Below are 16,866 nucleotides of genomic sequence, written 5' to 3' on the forward strand. Positions count from 1 at the left end.
CACTATGCTGCTGCATGCGTTTCAGACCCTGAATACGCCAAAGTGTGAATGGTCCCTTCCGTGCTATGTGTACTCCTCAATCAAAGGTGGGTGTCCTGATTAAAACGTCCGTGTTATGTGTACTCCTCAAAGGTGGGTGTCCTGATTGAAACGCCAGACGATGGCACTTCAGCATAAAAACGGCGCCCCAAGGCGCCGTTTTACTGCATCCCAACCGATGACGTCGGAACTGATCGAGTCAGCCGGTATAGACCGGCAGCAATCCCGCCATGTTGAGCAGGTGGAACAGCGCGGTCAACACACCGAACAGGAAGACCCCCGCTATCACCGGCAAGCCACCCGGCACCCGAAAACCGTCGCTCTTGCCACTCTTGCGCACCTTCCAGGCCAGCAGCGCCGGAATGATGCAGGTCCAGAGGGTCGCCACGGCACCGGCATAGCCGATGGCCATCAGGAAGCCGAACGGGAACAGCAGGGAGAGCAGCAGCGGCGGCAGGAAGGTCACACCCCAGGACTTGGCACGGCCCTGACGACTGTTGTCGAACTTGAACAGATCCGCCAGATAGTCAAACACCCCCAGGCCCACTCCGATGAAGGAGGAGAGGATGGCGGCCATGGAGAAGAGGTTGAGGGCGTTGGCCACCGCCTCAGACTCGATGACCGAGGCCAACGCCTTGAGCAGCACATCGACGTTGCCCCCTTGTGCCACCACGGGGCCGAACTCGCTGCGCGGCAGGTTACCGAACACGCTCACCAGCCAGACCAGGTAGAACAGCAGCGCGATGGCGGTGCCACCGAGGATGGCGTAACGGGCGCGGCGCTCCTCACCGTAGTAGGCGCGCATGGAGGAGACCGAATGGTGATAACCGAACGAGGTCAGTGCCACCGGCAGCATGGCCAGCGCATAGGGTGCATAGCTGGCGTGCTGGCTCAGGGTATCGAACAGCAGGGTCGGCTTGATGTTGAGGGACAGACCCGAAATGCCGAACACGAAGCTCAGCCCCATGGAGATGACCAGCACCACTGAGATGCGATCCACCGCCCGGGTCGAATGCCACACCAGCAGCGAGAAGCAGAGGGTGAACAGTATGGAGGCCCACTGGCTGCCGATGCCGGTCATGCCGTCGATGATGAGCCCCGCCGAGGTGATGTAGGCGTAAAGCAATATGCCGCCGACGAAGTAAACGGTGAGGTTGTTCAAGGCATTGACCTTGTCCCCCAGCAACTCTCGGGTCACGGTATCGAAGGAGACGCGCAGCGGATAGCCCTGATAGGATTCGAGCAGCAGCCAGCCGGAGATGGTCATCACCACCATGGTCAGGGCAATGGCCAGGATGGACCAGATGGTCCAGGCGCCCGCCCCGGCACTCGGCAGCCCCAGCATGCCAGCTCCCACACAGACGCCGGCAATGATACATGCCCCGCCCACCAAAGATGGTTTCTGTCCCATTTACTTCTCCAAAGACGATTGTTGATCTGATCGCGACCGCGGACCGTTGCATTTGCTACGCCGGTTGTCATGGTAGATCGCGCTCATCTATGCTGCCGGCGCCCGGCGCTTGCTGCTTCGAAAGCGAAGCAAGGCGCGACCAGGGCTAGCTACCGGCCCGACATGGCAGCAGGGCCATCATGTCGGGGAAGGGACTTTACCTTGCTACCCCTCAGGTATCAAATGCGGGTGCATCCTCCGGCAATCAGGCTCTCCGCACAGGGCGGTTAGCTGCGACTGGCCCATCGACGCTCAATGGACCAGTTGTGGCAGCATTTGCAGCAACTCGTAGCGGTCGGCGAGCGGCGTCTGGCTGACCCAGAACTCCAGCAGGCCGTAAGCGAGCAGCGGCAACACCAGCAGCAACAGGCAGAGCAGACCCAGCAGCCACTGGGGCTCCAGCCTGCGTGCCTTGCTGCCCAGGTACAGTGCATCGGCGCTTTTGGGGCAGGCGGCGACGCAGCTCAGGCAGCTGCTGCACTCGAGGCTCTGCACCGCGATCAGCTGGTGCACCTGGATGCGGGACGGGCAGGCCCGGCTGCACCTGTCGCAGTCATGGCCAGCACTTCGCAGGCAGCGGGCCGGGTCACGGCGAATGCGCAGCGGTGTCAGCAGACCGAGTAAAGAGAGCCAGGCGCCGTAGGGGCAGAGGTAGCGACAGAATCCCTGTCGGAAGGCAACAGTGAGCAGCAGCACCCAGCCGAGGCAGAGGCCCGAAATCAGGGTCAGGTTGAAGAAGAAGGCCCCCATCTTCATGTCAGCGGCCTGATGGTAGGGGCTGGCGAGGTAGCCGGGCAGGGCGGCGGCGGGTACCGCCAGCAATATGATGAAGAGCAGGAAACCGAGCACCAGAAACTTCTGGGCCCGCAGCAGCCAATCCAGCCAGCGGGGCGGCACCCACTCCCCCGGCAACAGGCGAGTACGCAGTGGGTGCAGCCACTCACCCACCAGCCCTAGCGGGCAGAACCAGGCGCAGAACGCCCGTCCCAGCAGCAGGGCCGACAGGCAGAGCACCAGCACGGTGACGGTGGCCGCCGGATGGTGGGGATCCACCAGCCCCTGCCCGAGCCAGGCCCGCAGCCCCAGCCCGCCTGCGATGGGCAGGAAGCCGTCCACCACATCCGGACGCACCAGCCAGGGGGGGATCCCCTGCCCCAGCTGCCAGATATGGACGCCGTACTGCACAGTCACCAGCCCCCAGCAGAGCAGCAGCAGATGGCGGGCCTGGGCCCGCAGCGACTGGCTGTTGATCTCGCCGAGTGCTGGCAGCGACCTGTATCTGTGCCACAGGGCGAGGGGAACGACCACCAGCCCCAGCGCGAGCCAGAGCAGGCAGTCCGCCGCCAGCAACCAGACAAGGGCAAGCAGGCCGAGGGCAAGACGCCACTGCCAGCCCGATCGCGCCTGCCACGCCAGCAGCACCAGATAGACCAGGCCAGCCACCATGGTCATCGCTTCAATCAGGCTCATGCATCTCCCTCACAGCACTCATTCGGATAAGGGGGCAGGATAACTAACACCTGAGTTGATTATTTTGATCTGCATGGGCAGAGGGAGGCATTCATCAGGATGGCTCCCACCGACGCTCACCCCTTGCGGCTGTTGAACCTTATTATTTTCGGCTGTTGAACAGGGGCTGATCCGACAAACCCTGCTCGGCCCAGAAGTGGATATTGAAGCGGGCATCTTCCGACAGCTCGACCCTGTGCCAGTACTGGGGCGGGCTGGTGGCAAACTCCCCGGCCCGGATCACCAGGCTCAGCTCCGGCTCTTCGGCCTGTTCGTCGGCAAAGCCGTGATAGGTGACTGTGCCCTCCATCACGCAGAGCTGGCCGAACACCCCGGCCGCCGTGTTGTGGTGGCTGAGCAGGGCCTGAGGCACGTTGGCGCGGGTGAAGAAAGGAGTGGAGCGACGAACGACCCAATGGGTGGGAATAAGCTGCATGGACATGGTAATTCTCCTCGAATGGCCGGTCTGCCCGGCCTTGAATAGTTGACGGATCAGCGGGGCAGCTGGCGCAGCAGCGGGAAGGCGGCGCTCATCTGATCGCCCCCCACCACGAAGCCGCACAGCTCGCCATCGGCACCGTGGGCCTCGGCTACCATACCCTGGCGGTTCCAGCGGCATTGCCAGGCGAGATCCTCGCCCTGGGTGCGGCCTGCCAGTTGCAGCGGGTAGAGCGGCGTCTTCACCTTCACCAGCATGGGGGGCAGGGTCAGCGCGGTCGGCGTGCCGAGCAGGGTCTTGGCCAGGGCGTTGGCCCCCAGCACGATGGGTTGCAGGAAGGGAAGCAGCTGACCCCGCCACTGCACGCAATCCCCCAGCGCGAAGATATGGGGGTCGCTGGTGCATAGCAGGTCATCGACCCGGATGCCGCGCTCGACCGCGAGCCCGGCGGCTTGGGCCAGGGCCAGATTCGGCTTCAGGCCAATGGCGGCGATCACCAGATCCTGCTCGCTGGTGCGGCCATCGGTCAGGGTGACGCGCCAGCCGTCACCGGGCTGGGCGTCCACTCTGGCAATACCTGTCCCGAATTGCAGGCTGACCCCCTGGCAGCGCAGCGCCTGTTGCAACGGCTGGGTCAGGGTGGCGGGCAGCAGGCTGCCGAGGGGGCTGTCGGCCAGATCCACCAGAGTGACCTCGCGACCATCGCTCGCCATGTCCATCGCCAGCTCGCAGCCAATCAGTCCTGCCCCCAGCACCATGATGCGGCGGGCCTGCTGGATTGACCCCTCGGCAGCGGCGTACTCCTGCTGGCTGTTGAGGGTCACCAGCTGCTCACTGCCAGGCAGGTCGGGGCGGGCCGCACTGGCGCCGGTGGCCAGCACCAGCTGACCATAGGCAAACTCCCCCTGCCCGGTCATCACAATACGACGAGCGGGATCGATGCCAAGCACGGGACAATGGGGCACCAACGCGATGCGCTGCTGCTCGGCAAAGTCGCTGCCGCTCAGCCGGGTCATGGCCGCGGCGGTACAACCTCGGCTCACCACGTGGCTGAGATCCGGCTTGTTGTACTCGTCGCCGCTGTCGGCTGTGATGAGACGAATGGGCTGCTCGGCATCCAGCTTGCGCAGGCTTTTGACCAGTTGCTGGGCAGCGAAGCCGCTGCCGATCACCAATATCTCCCGGCTGACACCGGCCTCACTCAGAGTCGCAGCCTTCATACACAGGCCTCCACCGCGCAGGGCTCGAATACCTCCTTGCCGATGCCGCAGCCGGGGCAGAGGAAGCTGTCTGGGACTCGGGCCCAGGGGGTGCCCGGCGCCACCAGCTGATCCGGCTCACCGAGGGCCGGGTCATAGATCCACTGGCAGACGGTGCAGAGCATGGGTTGGTCATCGTCCTGCTCGCAGGTGATCGGGGCCACGCCGCGAGATACCGGGAGCTCCATCGCACCAGAAAAAGCGGGGACACCCACCTCAACCACACCAGCAGAAGCTGGGACACTCATCTCAACCACAACTCCTACCTCAACTACCGGAGCCGCTGCGGCGCTAGTTGTGATGATCGGACGGGGCGCTTCCAGCGGATGCAGCGCCCACTGGCGGGCGAGCTGGCGACCGTGCTCGCGGCACAGGGCCAGCGCCGAGCCATCCGGCCGCCACTTGGCCTTGAGGGAGAGGCTGATGTCGAAGCCCGCATCCATCAGCCGGGTCTGGATCCGGTCCACGGCGCCGCCGGTCCAGCCGTAGCTGCCGAAAGCCGAGGCGCGCTTGTTTCTGAAGCGCAGGCCGGTGATCTCTTCGAGCATGCCCGCCACCTTGGGCATCATGACGTTGTTCATGGTGGAAGAGCCCACCAGCACTCCCTTGGAGCGGAACACCTGGGTCAGGATCTCGTTCTTGTCGTGGCGCGCCACGTTGTAGATCTTCACCGCCACCCCTGGGTCCACCTCGTGGATGCCCTGGGCGATGGCGTCGGCCATCATGCGGGTGTTGTTGGACATGGAGTCGTAGAACAGGGTGATGCGATCCTCCTGGTAGTGATCCGCCCACTCCAGGTATTTGAGGATGATCTGGGTGGGATCCTCGCGCCAGACGATGCCGTGGGAGGTGGCCACCATGCTCACCGGCAGGTTGAAGCCCAGCACCTCCTTGATCTTGGCGGTCACCAGCGGGCTGAAGGGGGTGAGGATGTTGGCGTAGTAGCGCTGGCACTGCTCCATCAGCTCGGTCTGATCCACCTCGTCGTTGAACAGGTGCTCGTCGCAGTAGTGCTGGCCGAAGGCGTCGTTGGAGAACAACACTGCATCCTCCGTCATATAGGTCATCATGCTGTCGGGCCAGTGCAGCATGGGGGTCTCGATAAACACCAGCTGCTTGCCGTTGCCTATGTCTAGGCTGTCGCCGGTCTTGACCGGCTGGAAGTTCCACTCAGGATGGTGGTGGTGACCGGTGATCGAGTCGATGGCGTTGTGGGTGCAGTAGATGGGGGTACCCGGGATGCGGGCCATCAGCTCGGTCAGGGCGCCGGCGTGATCCTCCTCGGCGTGGTTGATCACCACATAGTCGATACTGGCGAGATCGATCTCCGCCGCCAGGTTCTGCACGAACTCGCGGCTGAACTTGTGATCGACGGTGTCGATCAGCACGTTCTTCCCTTCGCGGATGAGGTAGCTGTTGTAGCTGGTGCCCTTGTGGGTCTTGTACTCGGTGCCGTGAAAGTCGCGCACCTCCCAGTCCCGTTGGCCGACCCAGTGGATGTTGTTTTTGACGTGAATGCTCATGCGGTGGTTCCTCAGAATGCCATAGCGAATGTTCGACTGAACTCGCTATTGCAGTTGACGTGCCAACTCATAACTCATTGTTTTTAATGGCTACTAATAACAGTCATTGTCATTAAGACAGCCAGCGAATATAGTCAAAATCACAACACCACTGTCATTTGGACAATACCTCGTGATCTCGACCGACAGCCTGGCGCGCATCGCCCTCGATCTGCAACTCGGCATCTCCCACCAGGACCGCTTTCACCGCCTGATCCAGAGCGTGCGCAGCCTGCTGCACTCCGATGCCTCGGCCCTGCTGCGCTACGAGGGGGGGCAGTTCATCCCGCTGGCCATCGACGGCCTGATGCAGGACGTGCTGGGCCGCCGCTTCGCGCTCAAGGATCACCCGCGCATGGAGGCCATAGCCCGCGCTGGCGACGTGGTGCGCTTCCCCGCCGACAGCCAGCTGCCCGACCCCTATGACGGCCTGATCCCGGATCACGACGACTTCAGGGTGCACGCCTGCGTCGGCCTGCCGCTGTTTTCAGATCAGGCGCTGATCGGCGCCCTGACCATAGACGGCATGAACCCGGCCCAGTTCGACGGCATCAGCGACGAGGAGCTGCGGCTGGTGGGGGCCCTGGCCGCCGCCGCCCTCAGCAATGCCCTGCTGCTGGAGCGGCTCGCCCGCCAGAGCAGCGAGCCGCTGACCCCCTCCCCCCATACCAGCCAGGGGCAGCCGGAGATGATCGGTCACTCCCCCGCCATGGCCCGGCTGCGCCACGAGATCGATGTGGTGGCGAACTCGGAGCTGAACGTGTTGATCCTGGGGGAGACGGGGGTCGGCAAGGAGCTGATCGCCAAGGCGGTGCATCAGGGCTCCCTGCGCGCCAAGGCGCCGCTGGTCTACCTCAACTGCGCCGCCCTGCCGGAATCGGTGGCGGAGAGCGAGCTGTTCGGCCACGTGAAGGGGGCCTTCACCGGCGCCATTCACCACAGGGCGGGCAAGTTCGAACTGGCCGACCGAGGCACCCTGTTTCTCGACGAGATCGGCGAGCTCTCCCTGTCGCTGCAGGCCAAGCTGCTGCGGGTGCTGCAATACGGCGATCTGCAGCGGATCGGTGACGACACCCCGCTCAAGGTCAATGTGCGCATCCTGGCCGCCACCAATAGGGATCTGAAGCAGGCGGTGGTGGAGGGGCTGTTCAGGGCCGATCTCTATCACCGGCTGAGCGTGTTCCCGATCCACGCCCCGGCGCTGCGCGAACGCCCCGGCGACATTCCGCTGCTGGCCGGTTATTTTTGCGAACGCTGCCGGGTCAGCCTGGGGCTGGAGCGGCTGCGCATCCAGCCCCAGACGCTGCAACTGCTCGATCGCCACGACTGGCCGGGCAACGTGCGGGAGCTGGAACACGCCATCCACCGCGCCGCCGTGCTGGCCCGCGCCGAGCAGGGCAGCCAGACGCCGACCCTCGCCAACCACCACTTCAACCTGATCGGAGCCGGTTCGTCCCCGGCCCAGATCGAGATGGCCGAGGCGCCGGCCCTGCCGCAACCGGCCGGCCTGGGGCTGCGCGCCGCCACCGACGCCTTCCAGCTCAGGCTGCTCGAGCAGACCCTGGCGGCCCAGGACGGCAACTGGGCCGCCACCGCCCGCGCGCTGGAGATGGACGGCGGCAACCTGCACCGGCTCGCCAGACGGCTCGGCCTCAAGCCCTGAGAGTTGCCCATAACCCCCCTCGCCGCCGGGGAAGTGTGGGATAAGGACATGCTCGCAGGCCAACCCGGCGCAGCGAGTCGCAAGATGCAGATATAACAACGGCTCCCGAGGGAGCCGTTGTTGCAAGCCGCAAGCCGCCATCAGCGCCGGGCATCTTCCTTCAGCCATTGGGCAACCCGCTTGGCGAAGTAGGTGAGAATGCCATCAGCACCGGCCCGCTTGAAGCAGAGCAGGGACTCCATGACGGTCTCCCGCTCCTTGAGCCAGCCGTTCTGGATGGCGGCCATGTGCATGGCATACTCGCCACTCACCTGATAGGCGTAAGTCGGCACGCCGAACTGATCCTTGACCCGGCGGATCACGTCCAGATAGGGCATGCCGGGTTTGACCATGACGCTGTCTGCCCCCTCCTGGATGTCCAGGGCCACCTCGTGCAGGGCCTCGTCACCGTTGGCCGGATCCATCTGATAGCTGGCCTTGTTGCTCTTGCCCAGATTGCTGGCCGAGCCAACCGCATCCCGGAAGGGGCCATAGTAGCTGGAGGCGTACTTGGCGGAGTACGCCATGATCTGGGTGTGCACGAAGCCGTGCTCCTCCAGTGCCGCACGAATGGCGCCAATGCGGCCATCCATCATGTCGGACGGCGCCACCATGTCGGCCCCCGCCTGCGCATGGGAGAGCGCCTGCTTGACCAGGATCTCGGTGGTGATGTCGTTCATCACATAGCCGTCGCCATCAATGATGCCATCCTGACCATGGGTGGTGAAGGGATCCAGCGCCACATCCGTGATGACCCCAAGCTCGGGGAAAGCCGCCTTGAGGGCGCGAGTAGCGCGCTGGGCCAGGGCATCCGGGTTGTACGCTTCCTCGGCCAGCAGGCTCTTCTTGCCAAGCGGCGTCACCGGGAACAGGGCGATGGCGGGCACCCCCAGGGCAACCAGCTCGGCGGCCTCAATCAGCAGCAGATCGATGGAGAGGCGATCCACCCCCGGCATGGAAACCACGGCTTCACGTTGGCCCTCACCTTCCAGCACGAACACCGGATAGATGAGATCATCGACCGTGAGGTGATTCTCACGCATCAGACGGCGGCTGAAATCCTGCTTGCGCGCCCGGCGCAGGCGGCGGCCCGGGAAGGCACCTGGAAGAGTTGTGGCCATGAGTCACTCCTGGATTGGCAGTTGGAAAAACGCGGCAGAAGTGGCCCGGGTATGGGCCAGCAAGGCCTCGGGCGCTTCCGCGCGGCAAGCCGCCACCACCTTGGCGATGTGCGGCAAAAAAGCGGGTTCGTTGCGTTTGGGACGCGGCTTGAGATCCCGGGGCACCAGATAGGGGGCATCCGTCTCTATCATCAGCCGGCCCGCCGGAATGCGAGCCACCTGCTCGCGCAGCAAGAGACCCCGTCGCTCGTCGCAGATCCAGCCGGTGACGCCGATGTGCAGCCCCAGGGCCAGGCACTCATCGAGCTCCGCATCGGAGCCGGTGAAACAGTGCAGCACGGCCCCCGGCAGCTTGGGGAGCCAGGGACTCAAGATCTCGATGAAACGGGCGTGGGCATCGCGGCAGTGCAGGAACACCGGCATGTGCAGCTCGGCGGCCAGGGCAAGCTGGGCCTCGAACACGGCATCTTGCACGGGGCGCGGCGAGAAGTCGCGATTGTAGTCCAGGCCGCACTCACCGATGGCAACCACCTGAGGCAGGGCCGCCAGCTCACGCAAGGCGGCCAGGGTCTGCTCGTCCACCGACTTGGCATCATGGGGATGCACCCCCGCGGTCGAGAAACAGTAGCCGGGCCAGCGGCTGGCCAAGGTGGCGCTCTCCTGGCTGCCCGCCAGGTCGGTACCGGTCAGGATCAGTGCGCTGAGTCCGGCGGCGCGGGCGCGCTCGACCAGCTCGTCCTGCTCCCCCGCAAACTGGGGGCTGGTGAGGTTAATGCCTATGTCTATCATGGAGTCTTCAAAAATGCAGATGAAAGCCATCAAGGGCCACTACCATACTCCCCGCGACCGACCATGAAAAGGGCCGATGCCCCAACGGGCATTCAGCCTGTACCCTCCCTTCTGGCAAGCCACCGCCCCGGCTTGCGCTGGCAAGGCGCAAAAAGAGAGGGGGGCTCAGCCCCCCTCTTCGGTCTCCTCGTCGGCCAGTGGCTCCTTGCGGGTATAGAAACGCGCGAAGAAGACCCCGACCTCGAACAGCATCCACATGGGAATGGCGAGCAGTGTCTGGGAGAAGACATCCGGCGGCGTCAGCAACATGCCGATGACGAACACTGTCACCACCACATAGGGACGCTTGGCCTTGAGGCTCTCCGGGGTGGTGACCCCGGTCCAGCACAGCAATATGGTCGCAACCGGGATCTCGAACGCCACCCCGAACGCGAAGAACAGCGTCAGCACGAAATCCAGGTAGTTGGCGATGTCGGTGGCAATGGTCACCCCGGCCGGCGCCGTGCTGGTGAAAAAGCCAAACACCAGCGGGAACACCACGTAGTAGGCGAACGCCATGCCCGAGTAGAACAGCAGGGCGCTGGAGCAGACCAGTGGCATGATGAGCCGCCGCTCATGCTTGTACAGGCCCGGGGCGATGAAGGCCCAGGCCTGGTAGAGCAGATAGGGGATGGTGATGAAGAAGGCGACCACTATGGTCAGCTTGATGGGCGTCAGGAAGGGGGTCGCCACATCGGTCGCTATCATGCTGGTGCCCGCAGGCAGCTGGCTTATCAGTGGCTCAGAGACGAACTTGTAGATATCGTTCGAAAAATAGACCAGGCAGACAAACACCAGCAGTATGGCGCCAAGGGCATGGAGCAAGCGGGTCCTCAGCTCCACCAGGTGGGCGATCAACGGCTGTTCGGTCTGGCTCATGGCTTGGCCTCCCCATTGAGATCCGGCGATGCAGCCTTGGCCGGTGCGGCCACAGGTTGCTGCGGCTCGGCAGCCTGTGCGTTGACGGGCTGCGCTCTGGCGGCGCCATCGGGCAAGATGCGGTTTTCCGGCTCGGGCTGCGCCTCAGGCTCATCGATAGCTGCCTCCGAAGGCGCCGCCTTGGCGTAGGGATGAGTGACCGACTCGGCCGCCTCCTTCAGCTTGTCGATGGACTCTTGCAGTTCCGGGCTCAGATTGCGCATCTGCAGTTGCTCGGCCTTCTTGAGATCGTTATGCAGCTCTTGCAGCTTGAGCTCTTGCGCCAACTCGGACTTGACCGCATTGGCCGTGCTGCGCACCGCCCGGATCCAGCCGCTGACGGTACGGATGGCCACCGGTAGCCGCTCAGGGCCCAGCACCAGCAGGCCGACGATGCCGACCACGACCAGTTCCCAAAAACCGATATCGAACATGGCTTAGGCCTGATCTTTGTCTTTCTGCTTCGCGCTCTCATCCTGCTTGGCCGATTCATTCAGCTGCTTGGGATCGAAGTCCGCATCTTTTTGCACCGGTTTGGCATCGGGTTCGTCAGAGATGGCTTTCTTGAAGCCCTTGACCGCAGCGCCCAGATCGCCGCCAATGCCGCGCAACTTCTTGGTACCAAACAACAACACCACGATGGCCGCGATGATCAACAACTGCCAAATACTGATTCCACCCATGATTTTCTCTCCGAAATTGGCGCCGTCAGGCGCGCATTGTGATTAGTGTGAGCGGGCCTTGAGCCAACCGAGCAGCCAGCATACGCCACTGGCACCCAAAGAGACTTGACCCCATTCAATATGTTGTTCGGTAATCAGGAATACACCGGCCAACAGCAGCGCCGCGCCGGTACCAAGCAGATAGCGAGCCTGACCCTGACGACGACTATGACTGCGAAATTCGACAAACAGATGATCAAACTGACGTTGTTGGCTGCGGGCCTGACGCAGGGTCTCGTAAACCAGCTCGGGCAGCTCGGGCAACTTCTCGGCCCAGAAGGGTGCCTTGTCGCGGATCGCGTTCCAGACCGCCTTGGGGCCGACCTGTTCGCGCATCCAGTTTTCCAGGAAAGGCTTGGCGGTCTGCCACAAGTCGAGCTGGGGATAGAGCTGGCGCCCCAAGCCCTCGATATAGAGCAGGGTTTTCTGCAGCAACACCAGCTGGGGCTGCACCTGCATGTTGAAACGCCGGGCGGTGTTGAACAGATTGAGCAGCACATGGCCGAACGAGATCTCGGACAGGGGCTTCTCGAAGATGGGTTCCAGCACGGTGCGGATGGCAAACTCGAACTCGTCGACCTTGGTGTCGGCAGGCACCCAGCCTGACTCCACGTGCAACTCGGCCACCTTGCGGTAATCCCGGTTGAAGAAGGCGAGGAAGTTCTCGGCCAGATAGCGTTTGTCCTCCTTGTTCAGGGTGCCGACTATGCCGCAATCTATGCCGATCCAGAGCGGGTTTTCAGGGTGCTCGCGAGCCACGAAGATGTTGCCGGGGTGCATGTCCGCGTGGAAGAAGCTGTCCCGAAACACCTGGGTGAAGAAGACCTCGACACCGCGCTCGGCCAGCAGCTTCATGTTGGTGCCGTTCGCTTCCAGGGCGGCAATGTCGGAAACCGGTATGCCGTAGATGCGCTCCATTACCAACACCTGCTCACGGCAGTGCTCGGAGTAAACCTCGGGCACATAGAGGGCGTCCGAGCCGAGGAAGTTGCGGCGCAGCTGGATGGCGTTGGCGGCCTCGCGCATCAGATTGAGCTCGTCGAGTATGGTCTTGCGATACTCGGCAACCACCTCGACCGGCCGCAACCGGGCGCTGGAGGGGGCAAAGCGGGACACCAGCCGGGCCAGGGCAGTCATCAGCCGCAGATCGGCCTCGATGGTCTGCTCTATGTCGGGGCGGATCACCTTGATGACGATCTCGCGGCCATTCTCCTTGAGACGGGCCGTGTGCACCTGGGCGATGGAGGCGGAGGCCAGTGGCGTCTCGTCGAAATCATCGAACAGCGCCTCGATGGGCACTCCCAGACTCTGCTCTATCTGGCTACGGGCCAGCTGGCCGCAGAAGGGGGGCACCCTGTCTTGCAGCAGCGCCAGCTCCTCGGCGATGTCGGGGGGCAGCAGATCGCGCCGGGTCGACAACATCTGGCCAAACTTGATGAAGATGGGACCGAGCGCCTCGAAGGCGAGGCGGATGCGCATGCCGCGACTCTCGCCCTGCTGCCGATTCTTGAGCCAGAACAGGCTGCGGCGGGCCAGGCGGCCAGGCCAGGGTTGATACTTGGCCGGCACCAGCTCGTCTATTCCCTGCTCAAGCAGGATGGCGACGATGCGATAGAGACGTTTGAACTCCTTGGGGGTCATCAGGGGATCCGTTGCTCGAGGCGGGCGAGACGCAGTTCGGTGGCCTTGAGGCGCTGGGCCAGGGCATCGACGTCATCGGAGAAACTGGCCACTTCCAGCGGGCCCGGGGCGAGGCGAACCTCTTCGGTGAGATATTCTGCCAGCTGGCGTTGAGTGCGGCACAGCTCGGTCCCTATCGCCTTGCGCGCCTGATGGGCACCGCGAAACAGACTGTGCGCCAGCACGTCCCCGGTGTAGCGAGAGAGCTGTTCTTCCCAATCGATATCGAGTTCGCCAAGCAGAGTACTGAAGGCCTGCACCAGCTGGGGATCCCCATGCAAGTCCAGCTTCTCCTCGCGAATATAGCGGGTCAGGGCGGAGGGGTCTTTGAGCAGACCCAGGGCGCTCAGGGAAAGGCTCAGCACGGCACCCGCCTCCCCTTCATGCTGAGCCAGCACATCGAGACGGCGCTCCGAGAAGATAAACCAGAGTGGCTTGAGCTCGCGCAGATCCAGCTTGAGCACTTTGCCATTCAGTTTGCGCAACCGCTCCGGGCTCTGATCATCGAGGCGCAGCAGCTGGTTGAGACTGGTTTCGATCACGGCCGTGACCATGGCATCCATTGGCATACTCGGCCCTTAGAACTTGTAACCACGGTGCAGGGCGACAACGCCCTGGGTGAGGTTGTAGTAATCCACCTGATCGAAGCCCGCCTCCAGCATCATTGCCTTGAGGGTCTCCTGATCCGGGTGCATGCGGATGGATTCCGCCAGGTATTTGTAGCTTTCGCCGTCGTTCGCAACCAGCTCACCCATTTTCGGCAGCAGTTTGAAGGAGTAGAGATCATAGAGCTTGGCGATCACTTCACTCTCCGGTTTGGAGAACTCCAGTACCAGCAGGCGACCGCCCGGCTTGAGCACCCGGAACATGGAGGCCAGCGCCTTCTGCTTGTCGGTGACATTACGCAGGCCGAAGCCGATGGTGATGACATCGAAATGGTTGTCCGGGAAGGGCAGGGCCTCGGCATTGGCTTGCACGAAGGAGACATTGTTGGCGACCCCCAGATTGCGCAGCTTGTCGCGACCGACTTTCAGCATGGAATCGTTGATATCCGCCAGCACCACCTGCCCGGTCTCACCGACGATGCGGGAGAACTTGGCAGTGAGATCGCCGGTGCCACCGGCCAGATCCAGCACCTTCTGGCCACGGCGCACGCCGGAGCAATCAATGGTGAAGCGCTTCCACAGGCGGTGAATGCCGAACGACATCAGATCGTTCATCACATCATACTTGGCTGCCACCGAATGGAAGACCCCGGCCACGAGCGTCTCTTTCTCATTGGCCTCGACGGTTTTAAAGCCAAAATGCGTAGTTGTAGTCGGTTCCGACATCCCTCAAACACCCATAGAACAAACAATGGCCGCCAGTTTACCAGAGCCGCCAGCGTCCGGACACCTTAAACCCGGCTCCCGACCAACTGCATGCCCAGCACCACCATGGCCAGACAGAGGAAGAGGTTGAGCCCCATGTTGAGCACCGCCTTGAGCCAGGCACCTTGCTGGGCCAGCAGCACAGTGTCCAGCGCAAAGGAGGAGAAGGTGGTCAAGGCGCCCAGTATGCCAACCATCAGCAACGGCTTCATAGGGTGTTCCAGCACGTGACCATTGCTGATGAGGGCAAAGGCAATGCCCATGATGAAGGAGCCGAGCACATTGACGGTCAGGGTGCCGTAGGGAAAATGGCGGCCCAGTAGCAGGGCCATCAACTCCGTCATACCAAAGCGCAGACAGGCGCCGATGGCGCCACCACAGGCCACAAATAACCAGGTTTGCATGGTAAATCTCCAAGGGTTTCAGCCGACATTATGCAAAATATCCCCTGTGGTTGACAGGGTCATGGTCGGCCTAATGTTCCCTCAACTCAGCGGCGAAAATCGATGAATTCGCGTTGCGTCAGATGAATGTGAGTCCTGGCAGGCGTCGTTTCGGCAATCAGCTTGCCATGACGAATGGAGTAGCGTACCGGCACCTGACGGCGCACCGCATCGAAGCCGTTCTCGGCGGGCAGGATCAGCAGGTTGGCCGGCTTACCGACCTCGATACCGTAGCGATCCTCTACCTGCAGGGTACGGGCGCTATGGTTGCTGATCAACTTCAAGCCATCGTTGATCTGCTCATACCCCATCAATTGGCAGACATGCAGCCCCATGTGCAGCACCTGCAGCATGTTGGCCGTGCCCATGGGGTACCAGGGATCGAATACATCGTCGTGGCCGAAGCAGACATTGATATTTGCCTCCAGCATCTCCTTGACCCGAGTGATACCACGCCGCTTGGGGTAAGTGTCGAAGCGCCCTTGCAGGTGGATATTGACCAGGGGATTGGCGACGAAGTTGATATCTGCCATGCGTAGCAGGCGGAACAGCCGGGAGGCATAAGCACCGTTATAAGAGTGCATGGCAGTAGTATGGCTGGCGGTGACGCGTTTCCCCCAACCGCGTTCCAGCGCCAGGGTCGCCAGGGTTTCGATGAAACGTGACTGTTCATCGTCGATCTCGTCGCAATGTACATCGATCAGGGCGTTATATCGCTCCGCCAGCTCGAATGCATAATGCAGACTCTCGATACCGTACTCCCGGGTAAATTCGAAATGGGGAATGGCGCCCACCACATCGGCACCGAGGGCCATCGCCTCTTCCATCAGCCCCTTGCCGTTGGGATAGGAGAGGATCCCCTCCTGGGGAAAGGCCACAAGCTGCAACTCGACCCAGGGTTTCATCTCTTCGCGCAGCTCCAGCATGGCCTTGAGGGCGATCAGCTCAGGATCCGACACGTCCACATGGCTGCGCACGAACTGTATCCCATTCGCTATCTGCCATTTGAGCGTCTGCCTGGCCCGGGTTTTGACATCCTCATGGGTGAGCAGGGCCTTGCGCTCAGCCCAGCGCTCTATGCCCTCGAACAGGGTACCGGACTGGTTCCAGCTCGGCTCACCCGCGGTCTGGGTAGTATCCAGATGGATGTGTGGCTCGATAAAGGGGGCCATGGCCAACCCCCCCTCGCCATCCAGACAGTCATCATCCGTCCTGATCCCATTCATGGGGGTCACACTCTCGATCAATCCATTCTGGCAGTGGATCTGCCACAGACCCTGCTGCCCCGCCAGCCTCACATTGGTGATCAACATCCTGCCTCTCCCTATTCTCTGAATGCTATCGGCTTTATTTCACAACAAGTTAACTTGGATCAACGAATGAGAGAAGCCATTAGGCGTGGTTCATACGAGAACCATTAACATGACTGAGATGGGGATCCCCAGAAGCCGGACGGAACAATATGAAAGAGAAAATGATAGAGATAGGCAGCATTGGCCTGTTTAACGAATATTTGCAGGGTCTGGGGATCCGCAAGCCGCCACTCGATGCCATAGAGAGCCACTGGGAATACCGGCGGGAAGACAAGTTGACTGCCATGGTCACCAAAACACCTTCTGGCGAGGTCAGGTGCTACCTGGATGCCAGGGCGATCTCGTTGAATTGATGGTCCGGTCATCAAAATCGTCAATGCAAAAAGGCCTTCCCGATTGGGAAGGCCTTTCAATTTACTGGTGCTGATACCCAGAGTCGAACTGGGGACCTCATCCTTACCAAGGATGCGCTCTACCAACTGAGCCATATCAGCACACTAACCGGTAAAGA

At 62.2% G+C, this 16,866-nt stretch carries 17 protein-coding genes and 1 tRNA gene; 2 read left to right on the plus strand and 16 right to left on the minus strand.

Annotated features, from left to right (window positions below):
- Positions 1 to 238: 238 nt before the first annotated feature.
- The 5 genes from M2366_RS19450 to norV form a co-directional block, all read right to left on the minus strand.
- Complete coding sequence (locus M2366_RS19450) at positions 239 to 1,450, minus strand: aromatic amino acid transporter (protein WP_259270454.1); 1,212 nt, start codon at positions 1,448 to 1,450, stop codon at positions 239 to 241.
- Positions 1,451 to 1,741: 291 nt separating this feature from the next.
- Complete coding sequence (locus tag M2366_RS19455) at positions 1,742 to 2,959, minus strand: 4Fe-4S binding protein (RefSeq protein WP_259270455.1); 1,218 nt, start codon at positions 2,957 to 2,959, stop codon at positions 1,742 to 1,744.
- Positions 2,960 to 3,101: 142 nt separating this feature from the next.
- Positions 3,102 to 3,440 carry a DUF1971 domain-containing protein gene (locus tag M2366_RS19460; RefSeq protein WP_259270456.1) on the minus strand — a complete coding sequence of 113 codons (339 nt, stop codon included), beginning with the start codon at positions 3,438 to 3,440 and terminating at the stop codon, positions 3,102 to 3,104.
- 50 nt (positions 3,441 to 3,490) lie between these two features.
- The gene (norW, locus tag M2366_RS19465) at positions 3,491 to 4,657 is read right to left on the minus strand and encodes an NADH:flavorubredoxin reductase NorW (protein WP_259270457.1); all 1,167 of its coding nucleotides are present in this window, start codon (positions 4,655 to 4,657) and stop codon (positions 3,491 to 3,493) included.
- Entirely contained in the window at positions 4,654 to 6,219 is a 1,566-nt protein-coding gene (norV, locus tag M2366_RS19470; protein WP_259270458.1) for an anaerobic nitric oxide reductase flavorubredoxin, read from the minus strand. Before norV ends, norW begins: the two co-directional genes overlap by 4 nt.
- A gap of 172 nt (positions 6,220 to 6,391) precedes the next feature.
- Between norV and norR the strand changes: the two genes are divergently transcribed.
- The gene (norR, locus tag M2366_RS19475) at positions 6,392 to 7,921 is read left to right on the plus strand and encodes a nitric oxide reductase transcriptional regulator NorR (protein WP_259270459.1); all 1,530 of its coding nucleotides are present in this window, start codon (positions 6,392 to 6,394) and stop codon (positions 7,919 to 7,921) included.
- 140 nt (positions 7,922 to 8,061) lie between these two features.
- Here the strand turns inward: norR and hemB are convergent, their stop codons facing one another.
- The 10 genes from hemB to M2366_RS19525 all read right to left on the minus strand — a co-directional run bounded on the left by hemB (position 8,062) and on the right by M2366_RS19525 (position 16,355).
- A complete protein-coding gene (gene hemB, locus M2366_RS19480) occupies positions 8,062 to 9,081 on the minus strand; it encodes a porphobilinogen synthase (RefSeq protein WP_042039593.1) in 1,020 nt (339 codons plus the stop codon).
- A 3-nt stretch (positions 9,082 to 9,084) separates the two neighbouring features.
- Positions 9,085 to 9,870, minus strand: coding sequence for a TatD family hydrolase (locus M2366_RS19485; protein WP_042039604.1), 786 nt, complete (start codon positions 9,868 to 9,870; stop codon positions 9,085 to 9,087).
- Between the two features lie 165 nt (positions 9,871 to 10,035).
- Positions 10,036 to 10,788: a twin-arginine translocase subunit TatC gene (gene tatC / locus M2366_RS19490; protein ID WP_042039594.1), complete on the minus strand. Its 753-nt coding sequence runs from the start codon at positions 10,786 to 10,788 to the stop codon at positions 10,036 to 10,038.
- Positions 10,785 to 11,261: a Sec-independent protein translocase protein TatB gene (gene tatB, locus M2366_RS19495; protein WP_042039595.1), complete on the minus strand. Its 477-nt coding sequence runs from the start codon at positions 11,259 to 11,261 to the stop codon at positions 10,785 to 10,787. Before tatB ends, tatC begins: the two co-directional genes overlap by 4 nt.
- Positions 11,262 to 11,264: 3 nt before the next feature.
- Positions 11,265 to 11,510, minus strand: coding sequence for a Sec-independent protein translocase subunit TatA (gene tatA, locus M2366_RS19500; RefSeq protein WP_005900501.1), 246 nt, complete (start codon positions 11,508 to 11,510; stop codon positions 11,265 to 11,267).
- Between the two features lie 42 nt (positions 11,511 to 11,552).
- Positions 11,553 to 13,190: a ubiquinone biosynthesis regulatory protein kinase UbiB gene (ubiB, locus tag M2366_RS19505; protein ID WP_042039597.1), complete on the minus strand. Its 1,638-nt coding sequence runs from the start codon at positions 13,188 to 13,190 to the stop codon at positions 11,553 to 11,555.
- Positions 13,190 to 13,798: an SCP2 domain-containing protein gene (locus M2366_RS19510; RefSeq protein WP_259270460.1), complete on the minus strand. Its 609-nt coding sequence runs from the start codon at positions 13,796 to 13,798 to the stop codon at positions 13,190 to 13,192. The genes ubiB and M2366_RS19510 overlap by 1 nt, the downstream gene beginning before the upstream one ends.
- 9 nt (positions 13,799 to 13,807) lie before the next feature.
- Positions 13,808 to 14,560, minus strand: a complete 753-nt coding sequence (gene ubiE / locus M2366_RS19515) for a bifunctional demethylmenaquinone methyltransferase/2-methoxy-6-polyprenyl-1,4-benzoquinol methylase UbiE (RefSeq protein ID WP_042039599.1) — start codon at positions 14,558 to 14,560, stop codon at positions 13,808 to 13,810.
- A gap of 65 nt (positions 14,561 to 14,625) precedes the next feature.
- The gene (crcB, locus tag M2366_RS19520; protein WP_042039600.1) at positions 14,626 to 15,003 is read right to left on the minus strand and encodes a fluoride efflux transporter CrcB; all 378 of its coding nucleotides are present in this window, start codon (positions 15,001 to 15,003) and stop codon (positions 14,626 to 14,628) included.
- A gap of 86 nt (positions 15,004 to 15,089) precedes the next feature.
- Positions 15,090 to 16,355, minus strand: coding sequence for a cytosine deaminase (locus tag M2366_RS19525; protein ID WP_224431623.1), 1,266 nt, complete (start codon positions 16,353 to 16,355; stop codon positions 15,090 to 15,092).
- 149 nt (positions 16,356 to 16,504) lie between these two features.
- On the opposite strand from M2366_RS19525, the gene M2366_RS19530 reads away from it, so the two are divergent.
- Positions 16,505 to 16,708 carry a hypothetical protein gene (locus M2366_RS19530; protein WP_042039602.1) on the plus strand — a complete coding sequence of 68 codons (204 nt, stop codon included), beginning with the start codon at positions 16,505 to 16,507 and terminating at the stop codon, positions 16,706 to 16,708.
- A 65-nt stretch (positions 16,709 to 16,773) separates the two neighbouring features.
- On the opposite strand, the gene M2366_RS19535 is transcribed toward M2366_RS19530, so the two are convergent.
- Positions 16,774 to 16,849, minus strand: a tRNA-Thr gene (locus M2366_RS19535).
- Between the last annotated feature and the right edge of the window lie 17 nt (positions 16,850 to 16,866).

The organism is Aeromonas sp. BIGb0405 (genome assembly GCF_024807335.1).
GTDB classification, from domain to species: Bacteria; Pseudomonadota; Gammaproteobacteria; order Enterobacterales; family Aeromonadaceae; genus Aeromonas; species Aeromonas rivuli.

Excerpts from the sequence above, each read along its gene's own strand:
- crcB (WP_042039600.1), bottom strand. The coding sequence starts at position 15,003 with ATGCAAACCTGGTTATTTGTGGCCTGTGGTGGCGCCATCGGCGCCTGT.
- norV (WP_259270458.1), bottom strand. The coding sequence starts at position 6,219 with ATGAGCATTCACGTCAAAAACAACATCCACTGGGTCGGCCAACGGGAC.
- M2366_RS19450 (WP_259270454.1), bottom strand. The coding sequence starts at position 1,450 with ATGGGACAGAAACCATCTTTGGTGGGCGGGGCATGTATCATTGCCGGC.
- M2366_RS19510 (WP_259270460.1), bottom strand. The coding sequence starts at position 13,798 with ATGCCAATGGATGCCATGGTCACGGCCGTGATCGAAACCAGTCTCAAC.
- ubiB (WP_042039597.1), bottom strand. The coding sequence starts at position 13,190 with ATGACCCCCAAGGAGTTCAAACGTCTCTATCGCATCGTCGCCATCCTG.
- M2366_RS19485 (WP_042039604.1), bottom strand. The coding sequence starts at position 9,870 with ATGATAGACATAGGCATTAACCTCACCAGCCCCCAGTTTGCGGGGGAG.
- norW (WP_259270457.1), bottom strand. The coding sequence starts at position 4,657 with ATGAAGGCTGCGACTCTGAGTGAGGCCGGTGTCAGCCGGGAGATATTG.
- M2366_RS19530 (WP_042039602.1), top strand. The coding sequence starts at position 16,505 with ATGAAAGAGAAAATGATAGAGATAGGCAGCATTGGCCTGTTTAACGAA.
- M2366_RS19525 (WP_224431623.1), bottom strand. The coding sequence starts at position 16,355 with ATGTTGATCACCAATGTGAGGCTGGCGGGGCAGCAGGGTCTGTGGCAG.
- M2366_RS19455 (WP_259270455.1), bottom strand. The coding sequence starts at position 2,959 with ATGAGCCTGATTGAAGCGATGACCATGGTGGCTGGCCTGGTCTATCTG.
- tatC (WP_042039594.1), bottom strand. The coding sequence starts at position 10,788 with ATGAGCCAGACCGAACAGCCGTTGATCGCCCACCTGGTGGAGCTGAGG.
- hemB (WP_042039593.1), bottom strand. The coding sequence starts at position 9,081 with ATGGCCACAACTCTTCCAGGTGCCTTCCCGGGCCGCCGCCTGCGCCGG.
- tatA (WP_005900501.1), bottom strand. The coding sequence starts at position 11,510 with ATGGGTGGAATCAGTATTTGGCAGTTGTTGATCATCGCGGCCATCGTG.
- M2366_RS19460 (WP_259270456.1), bottom strand. The coding sequence starts at position 3,440 with ATGTCCATGCAGCTTATTCCCACCCATTGGGTCGTTCGTCGCTCCACT.
- tatB (WP_042039595.1), bottom strand. The coding sequence starts at position 11,261 with ATGTTCGATATCGGTTTTTGGGAACTGGTCGTGGTCGGCATCGTCGGC.
- ubiE (WP_042039599.1), bottom strand. The coding sequence starts at position 14,560 with ATGTCGGAACCGACTACAACTACGCATTTTGGCTTTAAAACCGTCGAG.